At 39.3% G+C, this 18,205-nt stretch carries 15 protein-coding genes and 1 pseudogene; 15 read left to right on the top strand and 1 reads right to left on the bottom strand.

The window, feature by feature from the left end; genetic code table 11:
* Positions 1 to 33: 33 nt before the first annotated feature.
* Both F4694_RS32550 and F4694_RS29545 read left to right on the top strand, forming a co-directional pair.
* A pseudogene (locus F4694_RS32550) lies at positions 34 to 315 on the top strand (con-10 family general stress protein); the annotation flags it as partial.
* 579 nt (positions 316 to 894) lie between these two features.
* Complete coding sequence (locus F4694_RS29545; protein WP_257029484.1) at positions 895 to 1,467, top strand: integrase; 573 nt, start codon at positions 895 to 897, stop codon at positions 1,465 to 1,467.
* On the opposite strand, the gene F4694_RS29540 is transcribed toward F4694_RS29545, so the two are convergent.
* A complete protein-coding gene (locus tag F4694_RS29540) occupies positions 1,464 to 2,252 on the bottom strand; it encodes a hypothetical protein (RefSeq protein WP_179603493.1) in 789 nt (262 codons plus the stop codon). The two genes, F4694_RS29545 and F4694_RS29540, sit on opposite strands and share 4 nt — an antisense overlap.
* Positions 2,253 to 2,959: 707 nt before the next feature.
* Between F4694_RS29540 and F4694_RS31910 the strand changes: the two genes are divergently transcribed.
* The 13 genes from F4694_RS31910 to F4694_RS29480 all read left to right on the top strand — a co-directional run bounded on the left by F4694_RS31910 (position 2,960) and on the right by F4694_RS29480 (position 18,201).
* Positions 2,960 to 3,208 carry a hypothetical protein gene (locus F4694_RS31910; RefSeq protein ID WP_218895891.1) on the top strand — a complete coding sequence of 83 codons (249 nt, stop codon included), beginning with the start codon at positions 2,960 to 2,962 and terminating at the stop codon, positions 3,206 to 3,208.
* Positions 3,183 to 4,178, top strand: coding sequence for a LacI family DNA-binding transcriptional regulator (locus tag F4694_RS29535; protein WP_179603492.1), 996 nt, complete (start codon positions 3,183 to 3,185; stop codon positions 4,176 to 4,178). Before F4694_RS31910 ends, F4694_RS29535 begins: the two co-directional genes overlap by 26 nt.
* A gap of 182 nt (positions 4,179 to 4,360) precedes the next feature.
* The gene (locus F4694_RS29530; protein WP_179603491.1) at positions 4,361 to 5,812 is read left to right on the top strand and encodes a sucrose-specific PTS transporter subunit IIBC; all 1,452 of its coding nucleotides are present in this window, start codon (positions 4,361 to 4,363) and stop codon (positions 5,810 to 5,812) included.
* A 55-nt stretch (positions 5,813 to 5,867) separates the two neighbouring features.
* Complete coding sequence (locus tag F4694_RS29525; RefSeq protein ID WP_179603490.1) at positions 5,868 to 7,346, top strand: sucrose-6-phosphate hydrolase; 1,479 nt, start codon at positions 5,868 to 5,870, stop codon at positions 7,344 to 7,346.
* A gap of 27 nt (positions 7,347 to 7,373) precedes the next feature.
* The gene (locus F4694_RS29520) at positions 7,374 to 8,342 is read left to right on the top strand and encodes a carbohydrate kinase family protein (RefSeq protein WP_179603489.1); all 969 of its coding nucleotides are present in this window, start codon (positions 7,374 to 7,376) and stop codon (positions 8,340 to 8,342) included.
* Between the two features lie 243 nt (positions 8,343 to 8,585).
* Positions 8,586 to 9,551, top strand: a complete 966-nt coding sequence (locus F4694_RS29515) for a bile acid:sodium symporter family protein (RefSeq protein ID WP_179603488.1) — start codon at positions 8,586 to 8,588, stop codon at positions 9,549 to 9,551.
* A 327-nt stretch (positions 9,552 to 9,878) separates the two neighbouring features.
* Positions 9,879 to 10,208, top strand: a complete 330-nt coding sequence (locus F4694_RS29510) for a hypothetical protein (RefSeq protein ID WP_179603487.1) — start codon at positions 9,879 to 9,881, stop codon at positions 10,206 to 10,208.
* A 29-nt stretch (positions 10,209 to 10,237) separates the two neighbouring features.
* Positions 10,238 to 11,404 (top strand): hypothetical protein, encoded by a 1,167-nt coding sequence (locus F4694_RS29505; protein WP_179603486.1) that lies wholly within the window; start codon positions 10,238 to 10,240, stop codon positions 11,402 to 11,404.
* A gap of 64 nt (positions 11,405 to 11,468) precedes the next feature.
* A complete protein-coding gene (locus F4694_RS29500; RefSeq protein ID WP_179603485.1) occupies positions 11,469 to 11,804 on the top strand; it encodes a hypothetical protein in 336 nt (111 codons plus the stop codon).
* Between the two features lie 94 nt (positions 11,805 to 11,898).
* Positions 11,899 to 12,234, top strand: a complete 336-nt coding sequence (locus tag F4694_RS29495; protein WP_179603484.1) for a hypothetical protein — start codon at positions 11,899 to 11,901, stop codon at positions 12,232 to 12,234.
* A 59-nt stretch (positions 12,235 to 12,293) separates the two neighbouring features.
* Positions 12,294 to 13,097, top strand: coding sequence for a hypothetical protein (locus tag F4694_RS29490; protein WP_179603483.1), 804 nt, complete (start codon positions 12,294 to 12,296; stop codon positions 13,095 to 13,097).
* A gap of 240 nt (positions 13,098 to 13,337) precedes the next feature.
* On the top strand, positions 13,338 to 17,957 hold the full coding sequence (essC, locus tag F4694_RS29485; protein ID WP_179603482.1) for a type VII secretion protein EssC: 4,620 nt from the start codon (positions 13,338 to 13,340) through the stop codon (positions 17,955 to 17,957).
* A complete protein-coding gene (locus tag F4694_RS29480) occupies positions 17,950 to 18,201 on the top strand; it encodes a ubiquitin family protein (RefSeq protein WP_179603481.1) in 252 nt (83 codons plus the stop codon). Before essC ends, F4694_RS29480 begins: the two co-directional genes overlap by 8 nt.
* Positions 18,202 to 18,205: the final 4 nt, after the last annotated feature.

Here is an 18,205-nt window from a genome sequence, read left to right as displayed (position 1 = left end):
AGTAATAAGAAAATATTAAAGGAGGAATTTTTAATGAATAACAATAATCGAAATAACAACGATAATGATAAGATGACTTTAGAAGAAGCAGGACGCAAAGGCGGCGAAGCTACCGCTAAAAACCACGACAGAGAGTTCTATGAGGAAATCGGGCGTAAAGGCGGCGAAGCCACTTCAGCAAACCATGACAGAGAGTTTTATGAGGAGATCGGGCGTAAAGGCGGCGAGGCCACCTCTGAGAACCACGACAGAGAGTTTTATGAGGAGATTGGGCGCAAAGGCGGAGAGTCACGTGCCAGACAACGTGACAATGATTAAATACGTAAGCATCACTCATCAAAATTAATCCGATATTAACGAAATAGGGGTGTCCCATACAATATGGGACGCCCTTTTTTGCGTTGGATGCCTTCTATATTAATCACCCCATTGATTCTTATTCCAAAATGACAGTCGTATTGGCACCGTTGAATAAGCGGAGATTTTCCGGTTATACTCAGCATGGAGCTCGTTTGGGGGTAAATAAGCGGAGGGTTTCCGACTATGCAAAGAGAAATCGCCCATTTTCGAATTTTTAAAGCTAATAGGCGGAATCTCTCCGTCTATATAAGCCCTATTTATTAAAAATTTCAAATTAAGCGGAATTTGTCCGTCTATTTATCCTCGGATGCTTCTTCTAACCTGATCCCCCACACCCATAAATCTTCAAATGCGGAACTGAACCAGCTTTTATCGACTAGCTTACTTGTTGCTGCCGAATTTATTTTGATATATATTCTAATAGTTGTGGGAAAGCTCATAAAATAAAATATGTGAATAGAAGACTTCCACACTATCAATTAGCGTAAAATAATTATATGCATCAAAAATTATATGAGAAAGCCAGGGGGAAAATTGAATAATAAGAGTAGAAAGAACTGGATTGAGCAATTAATACATTCAACAATGAGAGCTGTTGGAATAGAAATTGAACGGAAGCAAAACCCTACTGGGGTGAATATGAGCTATAATTTTATCCTTAACTATATAGGATATGATGTGAAACGTATAGAAGAAGCAATGAAGGAAATGCAGGCTCAAGTTTCACTCGAATGTTATATTAAAGCTTTCACATTACATGAGTTAGGGCATGCGTTGGACCGGAAAGCTTTACTCGATTCACTGACAAAAACACTTGAATTTTACGAAATGAAAAAAAACCATACAATATACGAACAATATAGTGATTACAATCTCATATCAATGTTAATCGAAGAGCATGAAATGAATATCGCATTCGAAGAAACCGCTTGGGCAAATGCTAAAAAATTGAATATGGAATACGGTATTGTTGACTGGGATAGCTTTGAAAAAGCTAAGAATCATGGAATGGCAACTTATTTGAAATTATATGAAAAAGATTTACAGATATATAACAAGCTTGTATCGGAGCAAACCGATGTCGGGAGGCCATTTCTTTTTGCTTAACTATTCAGTTTAAGGTATTTCCTTCTCTTTTGTGGATAGATTCCCTCGGTTTGAAACCACTCCCAAAGCAAGGTGCCACTCTTTCGGCCAATAATGCCACTCATAATAAGTTCAGGAACGATTATATGGGTGGGCATGCCTTTTACATAATAGGTTATATTGGTGTTAAATTCTTTTAATACAGTAATCTGGTCAATGATACTTGTAACCTCAAAAAGGCTATCCCATCTTTTCGTACATTGCTTGAAACTCTGGTTAGTTATTTCGATTTGATGCTCGGGACTAAAACCTTTCTGATGGAGTTGTGGAAAGTCTCTCAAAAAAATAGTATTCAGCACTTGCTCACATACTTTCAGGTCGGAAATTGCCTCTTTGGAATACTTATCAACGATTGCAAACCATGTTGTACCAACACGCTTATCAAGCCACTGGACGAACATCCTTAATTGGGAAAGGAAGGTTTCTACTTGTTTTTGATCAGGGGTAATTCTCATGACATGAGGAAAGTGGGTGAAAATCAGTTCTTCCCAGAATGGTCGTTTGCATTTTTTCCATGAGGGTGGACAGTCATCTTCCAAAACGGTGGTCATAAAGTTTGATAAGATACGGAGAAACTCATTGCGATCTTTGTCATAGGGGCTTATAAGTTTATAGTCGATAAAATCCTTGCCATAATATAAAAAGTGTCCCCGGGGCCTCATGTCAAATTCAGCACTTATTCTCATATTTTTTAATAGTTCTTCAGGTTCTTTGGGATTTTCAAAGTGCTTCATTAATACTTTCATCTGAGGTTCTTGCTCGTTACAAATATCCCTCGTATTATCGCTGTTCTTCATAAAATCGACCTGCTTCCATAGTGAATTGTTTTTTGGAAAAGAAAAGTGAGGGTTAAAGGAGAATTGTGCTGGGACTACTAGTATTATATCCTTCTCATAAACGTATAAAATGGTTGAATTATGTTACTTTTGTGAAAAGTTGCTACCATTTTACAAACGCAATTCAGTGAAAAACATTAAAATTCCGTTAAAGGTGTTATGGTACTGATTACCAAAACCACTTATTAATATAAAATTTTTACGGATATTTCCTCGACAATAAATTTTTTTGGGAAACAGATTATAGCTTGGTTTGAAAGGGTTTTCAGCACTTTTAAACAAATGATTAATTAGTTTACCATTTGTTGCTATTTGCCGGTATATGTATTTTACTAGTTTCTATTGTCAGTTTTAAAGAAAATTCCTAACAACCACAACTATTATTCGATAATTATTTCTCTTGGAAACAGCCCTTAGCAGTTTGTTTAAAGAGTTTACCACTTTTTAATCAAACGTTTAATTAGCTAATTTAGTTTTAACCAAACGATTGATTAGAAAAACTTTAAATGCTGTTAATACTGTGTTTAATTCTCCTTATTTAGGCAGATTTTGTCGAGAAGTTGACTAGTGAAGAACGGTGGTAATCATTTTAACTTTTTTAACAGATTTATATCCCTGTGTTCAGATGGGCATATATTGGTCCATTGGAAACAGCTTATTTTGGGGGACTTGACATTTGGAAGAGTGTCGTTGAGAATCTTGCCCCAGTATTATCAAATGAAATAAAGATTCCAGCATTTGTTGAGGAAAACTTAGATGCTCATCATTGCTCCATTGTGGATAGTGCCATTTATGTTACTATAATGATATCGAAATTGAAATGTTATGAGGTTGAGGACAATGAGTACGATTTTAGATATTGCTAAGCTTGCGGGTGTGGCGAAAAGTACAGTTTCTCGGTATTTAAATGGCGGCTCTGTTGGGGAAGCAACAAAGAAGAAAATTGAACAGGCCATCAAAGAAACTGGGTATTCTCCGAATCCATTTGCGCAGAGTTTAAAAGCGAAGAAAACGAATATTATTGGCACGATTGTCCCGCGGCTTGATTCCTATGCTTCTTCACAAACGTTAATTGGCATCGATGAACAATTAAAGAAAATGAATTATCAGATGCTTATTTCCAATACTAGCCAAAGTCTAGAGCGAGAGATTGAAAGCATTTATAGCTTCGCCAATCAAAAGATGGCGGGGATTATTTTGCTTGCTACCGAAATCACAGATCAGCATATCCAGGCATTTGAAAGTGTAAAGGTTCCTGTACTGTTAATTGGACAAGAACATGAAGACTTTCATAGTCTGATTCATGATGATTTTCATGCTGGTTATGCGATGGGGCGGTATGTACTAGAAAAAGGATATCGGAAAATTGCTTATCTAGGCGTAACGGAACGGGATATTTCAGTAGGCGTGAAACGAAAGCAGGGTTTTAAAAAGGCGATCCAAGAAGTAGCCGATTGTGATGTTCGCTTCTATGAGACATTATTCAATATTCCAGCTGCACAAGAGAGTGCAAAGGAAATCATCGATGAATTTCAGCCTGCCATCTTTGTTTGTGCAACGGATAATATTGCTCTTGGTGTTTTGAAGGCGTCATACTCAGAAGGGATTACAATACCTGAGGACTTAGCTGTTACAGGTTTTGGCGGCTATGATGTGACAGGAATCATTCATCCGGGCATAACGACAGCGAAGTTTTTTTACAAGGAAGCAGGGGAAAGTGCTGCAAGGCATATTGTAGGGTTAGTTAATGAACGCAATGTGGAAAAATTAACCGTCTCTAAATTTGAAATTATTGAGCGGGAAAGCGTTGACAATCTCTTTAAACGTCCCCTATAATAAAAGTAACGAAACCGGTTCCAATTAAGAGAGCCTATTCATACTAACAGTTGGATATGGTTTCTCTTAACCAATTATTTTTTTAGATAATTATGGAACCGGTTCCTCTTATAAATGGTTTTTTATTTTTTTATCCTTAAATGGAACCGGTTCCTAATATGAATGAAAAGAGAGGGATTAAGATGGATCATAAAAAAATTGCTCGGGAAGTTTTGGACGCCATTGGCGGTAAGGAAAACGTATCAGCTGCAGCGCATTGCGCCACACGTTTACGTCTTGTTTTAGAAGATGAATCAGCCGTTAACCAATCAGCGTTGGACAACATGGATGTTGTAAAAGGTACCTTTTCAACTGGTGGTCAGTTCCAAATAATCTTAGGTTCTGGAACGGTGAACGAGGTCTATAAACACTTGGCGGAGATGTCTGGTCAAACGGAAATGTCAACGGGCGATGTAAAAGACGCAGCGACAAAGAAATTAAATCCCATTCAGCAGTTCGTCAAAATGCTATCAGACATTTTCGTTCCGATTATTCCAGCCATCGTAGCTGGCGGTTTATTAATGGGGATAAACAATGTCTTAACAGCTCCAGATTTATTTATTGAGGGAAAATCCTTAGTGGATGCCAACCCAGAAATGGCAGATTTGGCGGCACTTATTAATACTTTTGCAAATGCAGCCTTTGTTTTTTTACCGATATTAATTGGTTTTTCCGCTACGAAGCGATTTGGAGGGAATCCATTCCTTGGGGCAACTCTTGGAATGCTTATGGTTCATCCAGACCTATTAAATGGATACGGTTACGGTGCAGCGGTACTTAATAATGAAGTCCCAGTTTGGAATTTATTTGGCCTAGAAATAGAAAAGGTAGGCTATCAGGGAACCGTTTTACCTGTTCTTGCCGCGTCTTTTATTCTAGCAAAAATTGAAACATCCTTACGTAAGGTTATTCCATCTGCTTTAGACAACCTATTAACACCATTATTGTCTATTTTTATTACTGGGCTTTTAACGTTTACTTTGGTAGGACCGCTGACACGTTCAGCAGGTAATCTATTAACGGATGGAATCGTTTGGTTATATGACACGACAGGTGTGATTGGGGGTATTATTTTTGGATTACTGTATGCACCAATTGTTATTACAGGTATGCACCATAGCTTTATTGCAGTAGAAACACAATTGCTTGCAGATATCGCGAAAACAGGTGGATCATTTATCTTCGTCATTGCGGCGATGTCAAACATTGCACAAGGAGGAGCGACTCTTGCGGTGCTAAAAACAACGAAAAATGCCAAGATCAAAGGAACTGCTTCAGCAGCCGGAATCTCTGCGTTACTTGGGATTACTGAACCAGCGATGTTTGGGGTTAATTTGAAATTACGCTATCCATTTATTGGTGCGATTATTGGTTCTGCTGTTGGATCTGGCTTTGTTACGTTGTTCAAGGTTAAAGCGACTGCACTAGGGGCAGCAGGTATACCAGGAATCATCTCGATTCGCCCAGATACGATCATTTCATATATTATCGGAATGGCCATCGCATTTGTCGTAGCATTTATCGTCACGATTGTTTTAGCGAAAAGAGACGAGAAAAAAGCAGTTAAACAAACATCCGATCAAGCAGCAGCATAATAAAAATAAAAAGGAGAATCCTATGATTCTCCTTTCTGTATTAGGAGTGAACAGCATGGAATGGACAAAAGAGCAGCGATACAGAACCATGGAAGACGTGTCCGAAGATGAAATCCAAGCGTTAGCCAAAACAGTGAATCAATGCCCATGGCGCCAGTCTTTTCATATTCAACCGGTGACAGGTTTGTTAAACGACCCGAATGGATTTAGTTATTTTAATGGGGAATATCATTTATTCTATCAATGGTTCCCGCTAGGGCCGGTTCATGGATTGAAGCATTGGTATCATACGAAGTCTAAAGACCTGGTTCATTGGGAAAATGTTGGAATGGCCATTGAGCCTTCGAATGAGTTTGATCGTCATGGGGCCTATTCCGGAAGTGGAATTGAGCATGATGGTAAATTATATTTAATGTATACGGGCAATACGCGCGATGAATATTGGAATCGACACCCTTATCAATGTTTGGCTGTGATGAATCGTGATGGTAGTATTGTAAAAATGGATACACCGGTCATTGCAGAAGTTCCGAGCGGTTATACCGATCATTTTCGGGATCCAAAGGTTTGGAAAAATGGGGATCTCTTCTATTCAGTCATTGGTGCCCAAAGGAAAAATGAGACTGGTAGTGTAGTTTTATACCGCTCTAGGGATTTAATTGATTGGCAGTTTGCTGGCGAAGTGAAGACGGGGTTAGGTGAAGAGTTCGGTTATATGTGGGAATGTCCGGATTACTTTGAGATGAATGGGCAAGGTGTATTCCTTTTCTCCCCACAAGGGTTAATTGCAAAAGGCGACCACTATCAAAATATTTATCAATCAGGGTATGTAATAGGAAGTCCTATAGATTTAGAGAATAATGAACTGGACCATGGTGATTTTCATGAGCTAGATCGCGGTTTTGATTTTTACGCACCGCAAACAACGGTGGATCACCAGGGAAGGCGGATTTTAGTCGGCTGGATGGGATTACCTGAGATTGACTATCCTACTGATAGTAATGGCTGGGCACATTGTTTAACACTTCCTCGTGAGTTAAAGATTAAAGACGGAAAATTGATTCAACAACCAGTTCCGGAGTTGAACTTGCTTCACGGGAAAATGGTAGAAATTAGCCGAAGTGTTGAGAATGAAAATGTTCGATTGGATAACTTTGAGGGAGACGTATATGAGCTTCTTGCGGAATTCTCTGATAGTAATGCTCGTGAGTTTGGTGTGGAACTTCGGGTGGGTGAAAATGAGAAAACCGTGATTAAATATGATGCCGTCGAAAAAAAGGTTGTATTTGATCGGACTAGTTCTGGTGAATCTTTTGCTGAAGAGTTTGGTGCGATTCGGAAATGTACGATGGACAACGCTGAAAAGATTTCGTTCCGAATTTTTGTTGATGTTTCTTCTGTTGAAGTGTTTGTAAATGATGGAGTGGAAGTATTTACTGGAAGGATTTTTCCTGATAAAAATAGTAATGGAATCTCTGTGTTTGCACGTGGCGGACATACGAATGTAAAGGCTGTTAAATGGAATATCAACTAATCTTTTAGACATACTTGAGGTGACAAAATGGGAAGGCTATTTTCAATCGGTGAAGTGTTAATTGATTTTATTCCTCTTCAAAAAGGGGTGGCATTAAAGGATGTTCTCGCATTTGAGAGGGCTCCTGGGGGAGCACCGGCAAATGTGGCTGCGGCTGTTGCAAAATATGGGCAGGAAGCAGCGATGATTTCTAAATTAGGGAAGGATGCGTTCGGCGACTTTTTAATCGAGAAGCTTGTCGAGGCCGGTGTTGAGACAGATAAAATATATCGGACTGGTGAAGCGAATACGGCCTTGGCTTTCGTCTCGTTAAAAGAAAACGGGGAACGTGATTTTTCATTTTACCGTAATCCATCTGCTGATTTGCTGTTAAGCGAGGAAGAGGTCGAGTCAACATGGTTCCAAGCGGGAGATATACTCCATTTTTGCTCCGTGGATTTGGTGGAAAGCCCGATGAAACTGGCTCATAAAAAGGCAATTGCCGCTGTTTCAGCTGCTGGTGGCTTGATAAGCTTTGACCCAAATGTGCGGCTTCCGCTTTGGGAAGACCCAGAGGACTGTCGTAACGCAATTCTTGAATTTTTACCTTCTGCAGATATCATAAAGGTTTCGGATGAAGAGCTTGAATTTATTACAGGTATAAAGGAAGAGTCAGAGGCGATACAATCCTTGTTCGCTGGAAACGTGAAGGCAGTTGTCTACACGAAGGGGGCTGCCGGAGCGGATTTGATTTTAAAAGAGCAAAAGTTTGAATCAAGCGGATACGCTGTTGAAGCGGTGGACACCACTGGAGCAGGTGATGCGTTCATTGGCGGATTTTTATATCAATTACTAGAATTGAATGCCAATCCGGAAAACATTGAAGGAGTGCTGCGAGACCACCAGGCCTCTATCCTTCAATTTGCCAATGCTAGCGGTGCCCTTACTACAACAGGAAAAGGAGCTATCTCTGCACTGCCGAATAAGAGGGCAGTTGAAGAGCTCATAGGGTCATAATACTTTTACTTGGATTAAACGCAGCCAAGGTTGAAATCACATACTGTGCTGTCGCAAATGAATTTGAAAAGAGAAGGTCTTTCATCCGTTCACTGAACGGATGAAAGACCTTCTCTTTATTTTCATACCTATAAGGATTACGAGGTTTTTTGTTATTTTATAATGAAAAATGTCATTGATATTGTCTGAATATAATGTATAATGAAATAATCAAAAAATTCTATAAAAAGGTGTGGACTTCAAATGAGAATGCTAGCAAGAATTAGCACAGTAGCAGGTAACACTTTTATCTACTGGGTTTTACTTTTCACGGCATTAGCCATGATGTTTCCAGGCGGTTTTACCTGGATTGCCCCATATATCTCAATTCTGCTTGGAATTATCATGTTTGGGATGGGATTAACGTTATCTGTAGAAGATTTCAAGGCCGTATTCAAACAGCCTTTAGCAGTTTTTGTAGGGGTTGCGGCTCAGTACATAATCATGCCGGGTGTAGCTTATCTTCTGGCAGTAGGATTGAATCTCCCTCCTGAAGTGGCAGTTGGTGTTATTTTGGTTGGTTGCTGCCCTGGGGGAACAGCATCGAATGTAATGGCGTACCTAGCAAGAGCAAATGTCGCTCTATCCGTTGCTGTTTCATCGATGGCTACTTTGGTATCACCAATTCTAACCCCTGCGCTTATTTATTTATTAGCTAGCCAGTGGCTTCCTGTATCAGGAAAAGCTATGCTTATGTCAACGATTCAAATCGTTCTTCTACCTATTATTCTGGGTATTGTCTTTAAATGGATTTTGAAGGACAAAGCAGAAGAAGGGGCGAAAATTCTGCCGCTTGTCTCTGTAATTGGAATTGTCGGTGTTATCTCTGCGGTAGTAGCAGGTAATAAAGACAATATCCTTGAATCCGGTTTAGCGATTCTTGGTATAGTTATTCTTCATAATTTTGTTGGTTTGGTTTTAGGTTTCTTTATATCAAAATGGTTCAAATTCCCATATGCTGATCAAAAAGCAATCTCAATCGAGGTCGGAATGCAGAACTCAGGACTTGCCGCGGCACTAGCGTCTGCCCATTTCTCTCCACTTACGGCAGTTCCGAGTGCGATTTTCTCAGTGTGGCATAATATTTCTGGACCATTGGTTGCCACCTACTGGGCAAAAAAGGCGGCAAAGAAAAAACAGGAAAACGAACAGGCTAAAAAAGTATCCTAAAATGTTAGTGGACTCAAGACCAAGATGTAAAATTGAATCCTAATAATGTTAAAAAAGAGGTTTTCCAATTGTTCTTTGAACTCTTGGAGAGCCTCTTTTTTTATCTGTTTCCTCGTATGCAAAGAGTGGTGAACAGGGGTAAAGGAAAAGCCTAGGTCTTCAGGCGTTATTTTTTATATATTTTGGAGGACCACCGGTACAAAATAACCAATTTCTTCTTTTTTATAGAATAATAAAAAAATAGCTTTTATAATAAATAGGAAAATAGAGGGAATAAACCGGGTGAACCGTCCCCATTGTAATGGAAACCCAAGAGCAGGTGATGATGTGAGTATTAATGTTAATGTAGCCGCGTCGCAGGCAAATAGAATCAACGATTATTCCTCTAAACTAATTGAGGTTAAAAACAACTTAAATAGGGTGAAAGGGGATCTCAACAACGGTTGGACCGCAAAGGAAATGATCTATATCAACCAAAGTATTGATAGTATTAATCAGGAAATCGCAGCACTTTCTTCTAAATTAAGTTCAATTGGAACGGATGTTCTCTCGGCTGCACATCAAATTCAGCGCCAAGAGGAAGCTGAGGCAAAAGCAAAAGCAGAAGCGAAGGCAAAAGCGGAAGCGGAAAAAAAGGCAAATGCCGCTGGGAACTAATTTACTAGAGTACATGGAGGTGCAAAAAATTGCCGCCTATAAAAATTCATACAGATTATGTTAAACAGACTGGTGCCAGTATTGGTCTCATGTCTCAAAAAGTATCAGAGGTTAGCGATGGTTTAAGCGTTCTTAGGTATTCAATAGATCATGAGATTATGAATCGGGGGAATTTACGTTCAAGCTTCAATGCTGCAATTACGTCAGCTAATCAATTAGAGACGCGGATAAGAAACTTGGACCGGTTTATTGCTCAATCCATGGATCAGTATTGCCGGACAGAAACTGAGTTAACCAAAAAATCTGAATCTGCCTTAACCCCTGAATCTAAGAAATCAACAATCGCTAGTATCCTGAATGTCTTTAACTACATCAATGGAAAACTTAGTATGGGGGATGCCGCCTTAGTTGGCACGCAACTTTTCACAATTGCTCTTAGTGCTGGGATTTCACGGAAGCTTAAAATTAATTACATAGGCGGGAAGCCAAAGTTTTGGAAGAAAATTAAGGGTGATTATAAATTTACAATAGGAGCTCATCCATCCTGGAAAAGTAGAGGAAGAGGAAGATATGACTCGAAGCTGGCTCGTGCCATTTACAATTTTTCAAAATCGAGCCCTACCAACCCTATTGTAAAACAACTTCATAAGTTGGCAGCTTCTTATAACAACCCTTCAGCTTTATTAAAGCATGCTGCTGGTTTTCCAAAGAATTTGAATCTGTTAAAAGCTGATACCTTATCTGGTACATTCCAAAATCGAATAACAACTGGTACAAAGGAAATTGCTGAGCACTTAATCGATGCCAAGGGATGGACCAAAGCGGCCAAGAAAGTCCCATTGGTTGGCTGGGGAATTTCAATTGCTGCAAACACTGCAGAGTTTTTTGATCCTGATAATGCAGGTAAGACAGGTGGAGAAAAGACCGGACGCGCAGTTGCTGGACTTGCCGCTGATTTCGTCGCAATCAGCGGAGGCGCTAAAGTCGGTGCCATGATTGGGAGTGTGGGCGGCCCTGTCGGAATCGTAGTTGGCGGTGCCGTTGGTGCCTTAGTCGGCGGAGTCGGAAGTATTGTCTTTGAGGACCAGATTAAAGGTGTTGGCGAAAAGCTTGGAGGAGCCGTTGAAGAAGGAATTAAAGATATAGGTGCGGGGATTAGTAACACTTTTAAATCCGTAGGAAGCTGGTTCAACTAAAAACGTTTTTTTTATAAAAGCGAGAAATCTTCAGCAAATCTTTTAATAAAGGATCGGATGAAACATGACTTTAGAAACGATGAAACTGATTCAAGGCTTATTATCCTATTATCTGAGTATTCAAATAATGTTCAGTATCTTGGTATTTTTACTCGGAAGGATCGTGCTTGATGTTTATGAAACAGGTGTTTATGAAAATCCTAAAACGGTTTTCCAACGGACGCTTACGTTTGTGACCAATGCTTTTCTTGGTATAGGACCGTATCTGAACAAGAAATTTTTTAAGTACTCTTTCTTAAAAAGAAAGTTCTTTATGTTGCTTTCTATTGTTGTCCAAATTGTTGCCTCTATTATTGTTTATTATGTAATTAAAAATCTCCTCCGGGCGATTTTTCTATAAACTGCCTATATATGTAACTAGGTAAAAACACAACTAAAAACGTTTTGTCCCTGTGTTTTCAGAAAATCCCATATTAAAGGTTAAGGAATGAAACATGACTTTAGAAACATTGGAACGAATCGAAGAATTACTAATTTATTTTCTCGGAGTTCAAGTGATTTTCAGTATCTTAGTATTTTTGCTAGGCAGAATCATGCTTGATGTATACGATGCAGGTGTTTCTGAAAATCCAAAAACGGTATTTCAAAGGACATTTACGGTTGTAATCAATGCTTTTTTTGGTATAGGACCGTATTTGAACAAGAAATTTTTAAAGTACTCTTTTTTTAAAAGAAAGGTCTTTATGTTGATTTCAATTGTTGTCCAACTTTTTGCCTCTATTATTGTTTATTATGTAATTAAAAATCTGCTCCGAGCGATTTTTCTATAATTACTCTTTCGAGAAACTATGTACAAAAAGGCTTTATAACGAAAAGGAATGTGAAATAAATGGATTATATCATGACTTGTACATCAGCGGAGCTCGCGCTCTTAGTCACACTTAGTGGATATCCTGGTGTAGCAAAAGGTATTGCAGAAGCTTCCGTAGGAGAAAAAAGTCAAAAAGAATGGGAAGCAATTATGGAGGTAACTACTCATCAATTAATCCTAAAGCAGCTCTGGGATGATGACCAAGAGAGTAAGGGAGAAATCCCATTAAAAGTTGAAATTCAGCAATTTATTCAGGGCTATGTTAAATCCAAATGGATGATTCGCTGCTCAAATAAGGGACAATCGAACATTCTAATGGTTCACCATATTGAAAATGATACGTGGATGACTCATATCATCGATCGTGACATTATCCACGAATTTGCCTATATCAAAGGTACTGATATTCCAAGCATAATACGAAACTATTACTCTTTTTCGGAAAAGGGCATTGATAGAGCTCAGCATTTCCATCTTTCCGATCAGGCATTTGATTTGCTGAGTGAACGCCATAACATAAGGAAAGTAAGGAAAATAAGCAGTTTTACACCTGAAGAAGAGCAGAGCTTCAGAGCATTTCTCAATGATTTAGAATTGCAGGGCTGGTCTCTTTATAATATTTCACTGTTTCATAATCCAAGTATTGAAAGAGACCCGATTCTCGAAAATATTGTCTTCTTTCTTCCCGCAGCGAAAGGGATTTGGGTCGTAGAATATACGGACCATCCAACTGCACCAGTAAGGGTTGAATTAAATACCTTTGAGCAGTGGTGTGATTTGTTAAGTGGTGTAGGGCTTGAAGCTTCAAGTGTAAATAGTTGATAACGAAAATCCATATGAGAACTCTCATGTGGTTTTTTTATAGGATCAATGGTTCTTTATTCTTATCTCATCTTAGAAAAATCACTAGGAAGAAAAGGCTAGACAGGCTCTGTATCAGTCATTGAGAGGATTGGAATGGATTTGGCAAATTGTGTCTAAAGTATGACAGACCAAATGGAAAATTGCATTATAATAACAAATATAGGAAATTGTTTCTACTGGAGCAGGGAGAGAATTGTTTTGATAGTAACGCTGTTTGATAGAGGTAAAGCATTTAATCTTGTTTTACCTGAGAAAATAACCGGGAGATATGTTCTCTCTACGGTTGATAAAGATGACAATACGATTGATTTAATTGCCGTGGAAGCAGAAAACGGTAAGTGGTTTGTAAAATCAAATAAATATGCCTACCTGAAAGGCACTACTGGTGAAAAGATTGGAAAAGTCCCAGTAGAGCCCTTTATGACGTATACAATCTACCGTGATCAAGATTCGACCGCACTATTATATGTGGAACCAGCAAGTGAAGGGCGAAATGAGTTTACTAGACATATGGTATCAGCCGATGTGATTAGGATTGGAAGGGCCAAAGAAAATGATATTTGTTTTACCGACAAATTGGTATCCAGCTCACACTGTTCCATTGAATATGATGGGAAAGGGCAAGCCGTAATCCGGGACAATAGCAGTTCAAATGGTACATATGTCAACGGAGAAAGAATTAAGGAAAAAGTGCTCGCCATTGGGGACGTGATTTCGATTATGGGCCTGAGGATTATTTACAATGGACGATTACTATCGTTAAATAATCCTCATCAATTAGTGCTTTTAAATCGAAATGCTTTTAAACCTTTTGTTGTTGACCAGCCAATTGTTAAAGAGGAAGAGGAGCTCGATGAATTTTTAATCGAAGAAGAACAGGACGATTTGTTTTTTCGTTCACCGAGGTTTAAACGGGATATTGAGCGAAAGACCATCAAAATTGACCCGCCGCCGCAGCAAAATAATTCCGAAGAAACACCATTAATGCTGATGCTGGGACCATCCATTACGATGGGGATGGCTTCTCTGTTTACAGGAATATTTGCGGTTCAAAATGTAATGCGGACGAATGGGGACATTATGTATGCTATGCCTACGCTAATCATGTCCTTAAGTATGATGTTTGGGATGATTCTTTGGCCGATTTTAACAAAAAGGCATGAGAAGAAAAGGCGGATTGCACAGGAGAAAATACGTCAGGAAAAATATAGCAGGTACATAGAAGAGATGAAACAAGTGGTAGCCGACGAATGCAGATATCAGAGCGAGATCCTGCATGAAAACCATATTCCCCTGTACCTTTGTTTAAAAAGGATTCGTAATCGTGAACGTAATTTATGGGAACGCACACTAGGGCAAAATGATTTTCTTAAAATAAGAGTCGGTTTAGGTGATTTGCCATTAGATGCAGAAATCAAATATCCAGAGAAAAAATTTACCCTTGAGGATGATAATCTCCAGGATGAGTTGTATCAATGGGTAGAATCCCCTCAAATTATAAGACAGGTGCCTGTCACCCTATCACTTATCGACGAGCGAGTAACCGGGATTATTGGAAAAAGGGAAACTGTTGTTGAGTTCGCTAAAGGGATTATTTTTCAATTGGCGGCATTACATAGTTACGACGAGTTAAAGTTAGTGTTTATTTACGATAAAGAAGAACAAGAGTGTTGGAAGTTCGTCAAGTGGCTGCCGCATGTCTGGGATGATGGCAAAAATGTCCGCTTTATGGCCTCTGATTCGAATGAAATAAAGGAGCTTTCCGCTTATTTTGAAAAAGAAATCACCCATCGGGCCGCCGTGGCTGATAGTAACGAAGCAGACATTAAGCAGCATTATGTAGTTTTTTCGATGAGCAAAGAGTTAGCAGGAAAAGCTGAAATGGTGAATTTACTTTTAAAAGAAAAGAAAGAGTTTGGCTTCAGCTTGATTACATTATATGACAGTTTGGAAATGCTGCCGAAAGAATGCACAAATGTGGTTGAGCTGAATGACAAAATCAGCAAAATCTTCGACAAAGACGACATCTCAGGGAAGGTTCAAAGCTTTACCGCGGATATTTTTTTACAGCAGGGGGCGGAACCCATTGCTATAGAGTTGGCCAATATCCAGCTGGCTTCTTCGGTGAAGGCCTACACACTTCCTGATATGATCACCTTCTTAGAAATGTTTGGCGTTGGAAAAGTTGAGCATTTAAATTCACCGACGCGCTGGAAGGAAAATAATCCGACTCAGACGATCGAAACGCAAATTGGTTTTAACCAGGCAGGGGAGCCTTTTAAGCTTGATCTTCACGAAAAATACCATGGACCACATGGATTGATTGCTGGTATGACTGGTTCTGGTAAGAGTGAGTTTATTATGACTTTTATCTTATCGTTAGCGGTAAACTATCATCCAGATGAAGTGGCTTTTATCTTAATTGATTATAAAGGCGGAGGGATGGCAAATGCATTCCTAAACCTGCCTCATTTAGCTGGGACGATTACCAACCTTGATGGTGCAGCTGTCAAACGTTCATTAATTAGTATTCAAAGTGAACTAAAACGGCGCCAGGCTATTTTTAGTGAAACAAGCAGGAGACTGAATGAAAGCAATATTGATATTTATAAGTATCAAAAATTATACCGTGAAGGTGCCGTTACAGAGCCATTACAGCATTTATTTATGATTTCCGATGAGTTTGCAGAATTAAAAACGCAGCAGCCTGAATTTATGGATCAGCTGGTCAGTGCTGCACGGATTGGAAGAAGCTTAGGCGTCCATTTGATTTTAGCGACGCAAAAGCCTTCAGGGGTTGTCGATGATCAAATTTGGAGTAACAGTAAATTCCGTATCAGCTTGAAGGTACAAGAAAAGGCGGACAGTATGGAAGTCATCAAACGGCCGGACGCTGCAGAAATTTCACAAACCGGACGTTTCTACTTGCAAGTCGGGTACAATGAACTGTTTGAACTTGGTCAATCGGCATGGGCTGGGGCTCCGTATTACCCTGCAGATAAGGTTGAAAAAACAAAAGATGATGGGATTACAGTCATTGATAATTTAGGACGCGTAATGAAATCCGCTAGAATCGATAAGCGGAAGAATACGGTCAATAACCCAGCAAGTCAAATTGATGAGGTCACAAACTATTTAGCAAATCTTGCAAACCAAGAAAATATTAAAGTAAAACAACTTTGGTTGGATCCAATCCCAGCCAATATCTACCTAGATGAGCTAAAGGAAAAGTATCGTGAAGCAGCATTGCAGCCGTTTGAACTGAATCCTGTGATTGGTGAGTATGATGATCCTGCAAATCAACGCCAGGCATTGTTGAGGCTGCCAATCTCGCAAGAAGGCAATACCGTTGTATATGGGGTAGCTGGAAGTGGGAAAACAACTTTCTTAACCTCACTTATTTACTCCTTGATGGAAGAACACACGCCTGAAGAAGTAAATCTCTATTTGCTAGACTTTGGGTCAGAAACGTTAAGTTGGTATCGTGAGTCTCCGCATGTTGGCGATGTAATGCTGTCACATGAAGGGGAAAAAATCGACAATCTATTTAAAATGATAACCAGTGAAATCGCTGCGAGAAAGAAAGTATTCTCAAATTATGGAGGAGACTTTAAAACCTTCAATCAGCAGTCGAACGAAAAGGTACCATCGATTATTATGATGATTCACAATTACTCTGCTTTTTCAGAGATGTATGAACACCATGAGGAAGCCATTTCATTTTTGACTCGAGAAGGAACGAAATACGGCATTTATTTCATCGTAACTGCATTAAACACAGGTGCAATTCGATACCGGCTTCTGCAGAACTTTAAGCAAATGTATGTCCTGCAGCTGAATGACAAAACTGAGTATTCCGGTGTGTTAGGCAATGTTGATGGAGTCTATCCATCGAAAAATAAAGGCAGAGGAATTTTTAAAACAGAGAATGTTTATGAATTCCAGGTTGCTCAAATTTCAAAAGAAGCTTCGGACTTGTACGGCTTTGTAACAGGTTACTGCCGTGAGTATCAGCAGAAATGGAACAAGAATTCAGCCAAACGAATTCCGATTCTACCAGATAAAGTAGATACCGAGTATTTACAAGATGAAATACGTTTTAACCAAACAAATAGAATTCCGATTGGGGTCGAGAAGGATTCCTTACGTATCTATTCTTATGACTTTACTGCTTCAGAGGTCAGTCTTGTAACTTCGCTTACGGGTGATGAATGCTCAAGCTTCATGCAGGGACTTGCGGAAGTGATCTCGATGAAAGACAGAAGTGAGGTAATTGTCATAGATGCTGATGACAGCTTTGTTTATGACAGCAGCCGCATGTATCAATATGTGACAGGACCAAAACACTTAGAAGAGACGATAGTCTATTTGTTTAATACATTGGTGTACCGCAATAACACTACAAAGGACGCAATTGCAGAAGGCAAGCAAGCACCAGAGTTTGAAAACATCACCTGTATCATCCATTCATTCACAGAATTGAATGCACAGCTCTCTGAGGACGGAAAAGATAAACTAAAAGTCTTTTTAGAACGAGTAAATGGACTGAATGTGACGATTATCTTCTCCGATGCTGTCGACAAACTAAGCTCCTACACATATGAACCGTGGTTCCAAAAACAAGTTTCACTAAGTGATGGGGTTTGGGTAGGAAATGGTATTGCTGAACAATATACTCTAAAAATCAATAAAATTACCAATGATATGTATGGTGAACTACCAGAGGACTTCGGCTATGTAGTGAACAAAGGGAAAGTAAAACTAGTAAAACTTCTGACCACTTCAGCGAGTGAAGAGGAGGCGGTACAATATGCATAAGATTTTAGTCGAGATCTATAACCCGGCTTCAAACAACACTTATGACGTATTTATCCCGCTGAAAAGTCCCGTATATGAAGTTGTCTATCTGCTGACACATACAATCTCTGACCTTTCACAAGGGCATTACAAGGCCACAGAGCAAAGTGTTTTATGTGATCGAATGACTGGAAATGTATTCGATATCAACATGACCATCGAAGAACTTGGTTTAAAAAATGGATCCAAGCTGATGTTACTCTGATTGG

The organism is Neobacillus driksii (assembly GCF_013409995.1).
GTDB lineage: Bacteria > Bacillota > Bacilli > Bacillales > Cytobacillaceae > Neobacillus > Neobacillus driksii.
This window is presented reverse-complemented; position numbering and strand designations above follow the sequence as displayed.

Bases quoted from the DNA above. Each gene is read 5' to 3' on its own strand.
- F4694_RS29540 (WP_179603493.1), bottom strand. From the start codon at position 2,252: ATGAAAGTATTAATGAAGCACTTTGAAAATCCCAAAGAACCTGAAGAA.
- F4694_RS29525 (WP_179603490.1), top strand. From the start codon at position 5,868: ATGGAATGGACAAAAGAGCAGCGATACAGAACCATGGAAGACGTGTCC.
- F4694_RS29495 (WP_179603484.1), top strand. From the start codon at position 11,899: ATGACTTTAGAAACATTGGAACGAATCGAAGAATTACTAATTTATTTT.
- F4694_RS29530 (WP_179603491.1), top strand. From the start codon at position 4,361: ATGGATCATAAAAAAATTGCTCGGGAAGTTTTGGACGCCATTGGCGGT.
- F4694_RS29500 (WP_179603485.1), top strand. From the start codon at position 11,469: ATGACTTTAGAAACGATGAAACTGATTCAAGGCTTATTATCCTATTAT.
- F4694_RS29515 (WP_179603488.1), top strand. From the start codon at position 8,586: ATGAGAATGCTAGCAAGAATTAGCACAGTAGCAGGTAACACTTTTATC.
- F4694_RS29520 (WP_179603489.1), top strand. From the start codon at position 7,374: ATGGGAAGGCTATTTTCAATCGGTGAAGTGTTAATTGATTTTATTCCT.
- F4694_RS29535 (WP_179603492.1), top strand. From the start codon at position 3,183: ATGAGTACGATTTTAGATATTGCTAAGCTTGCGGGTGTGGCGAAAAGT.
- F4694_RS29480 (WP_179603481.1), top strand. From the start codon at position 17,950: ATGCATAAGATTTTAGTCGAGATCTATAACCCGGCTTCAAACAACACT.
- F4694_RS29490 (WP_179603483.1), top strand. From the start codon at position 12,294: ATGGATTATATCATGACTTGTACATCAGCGGAGCTCGCGCTCTTAGTC.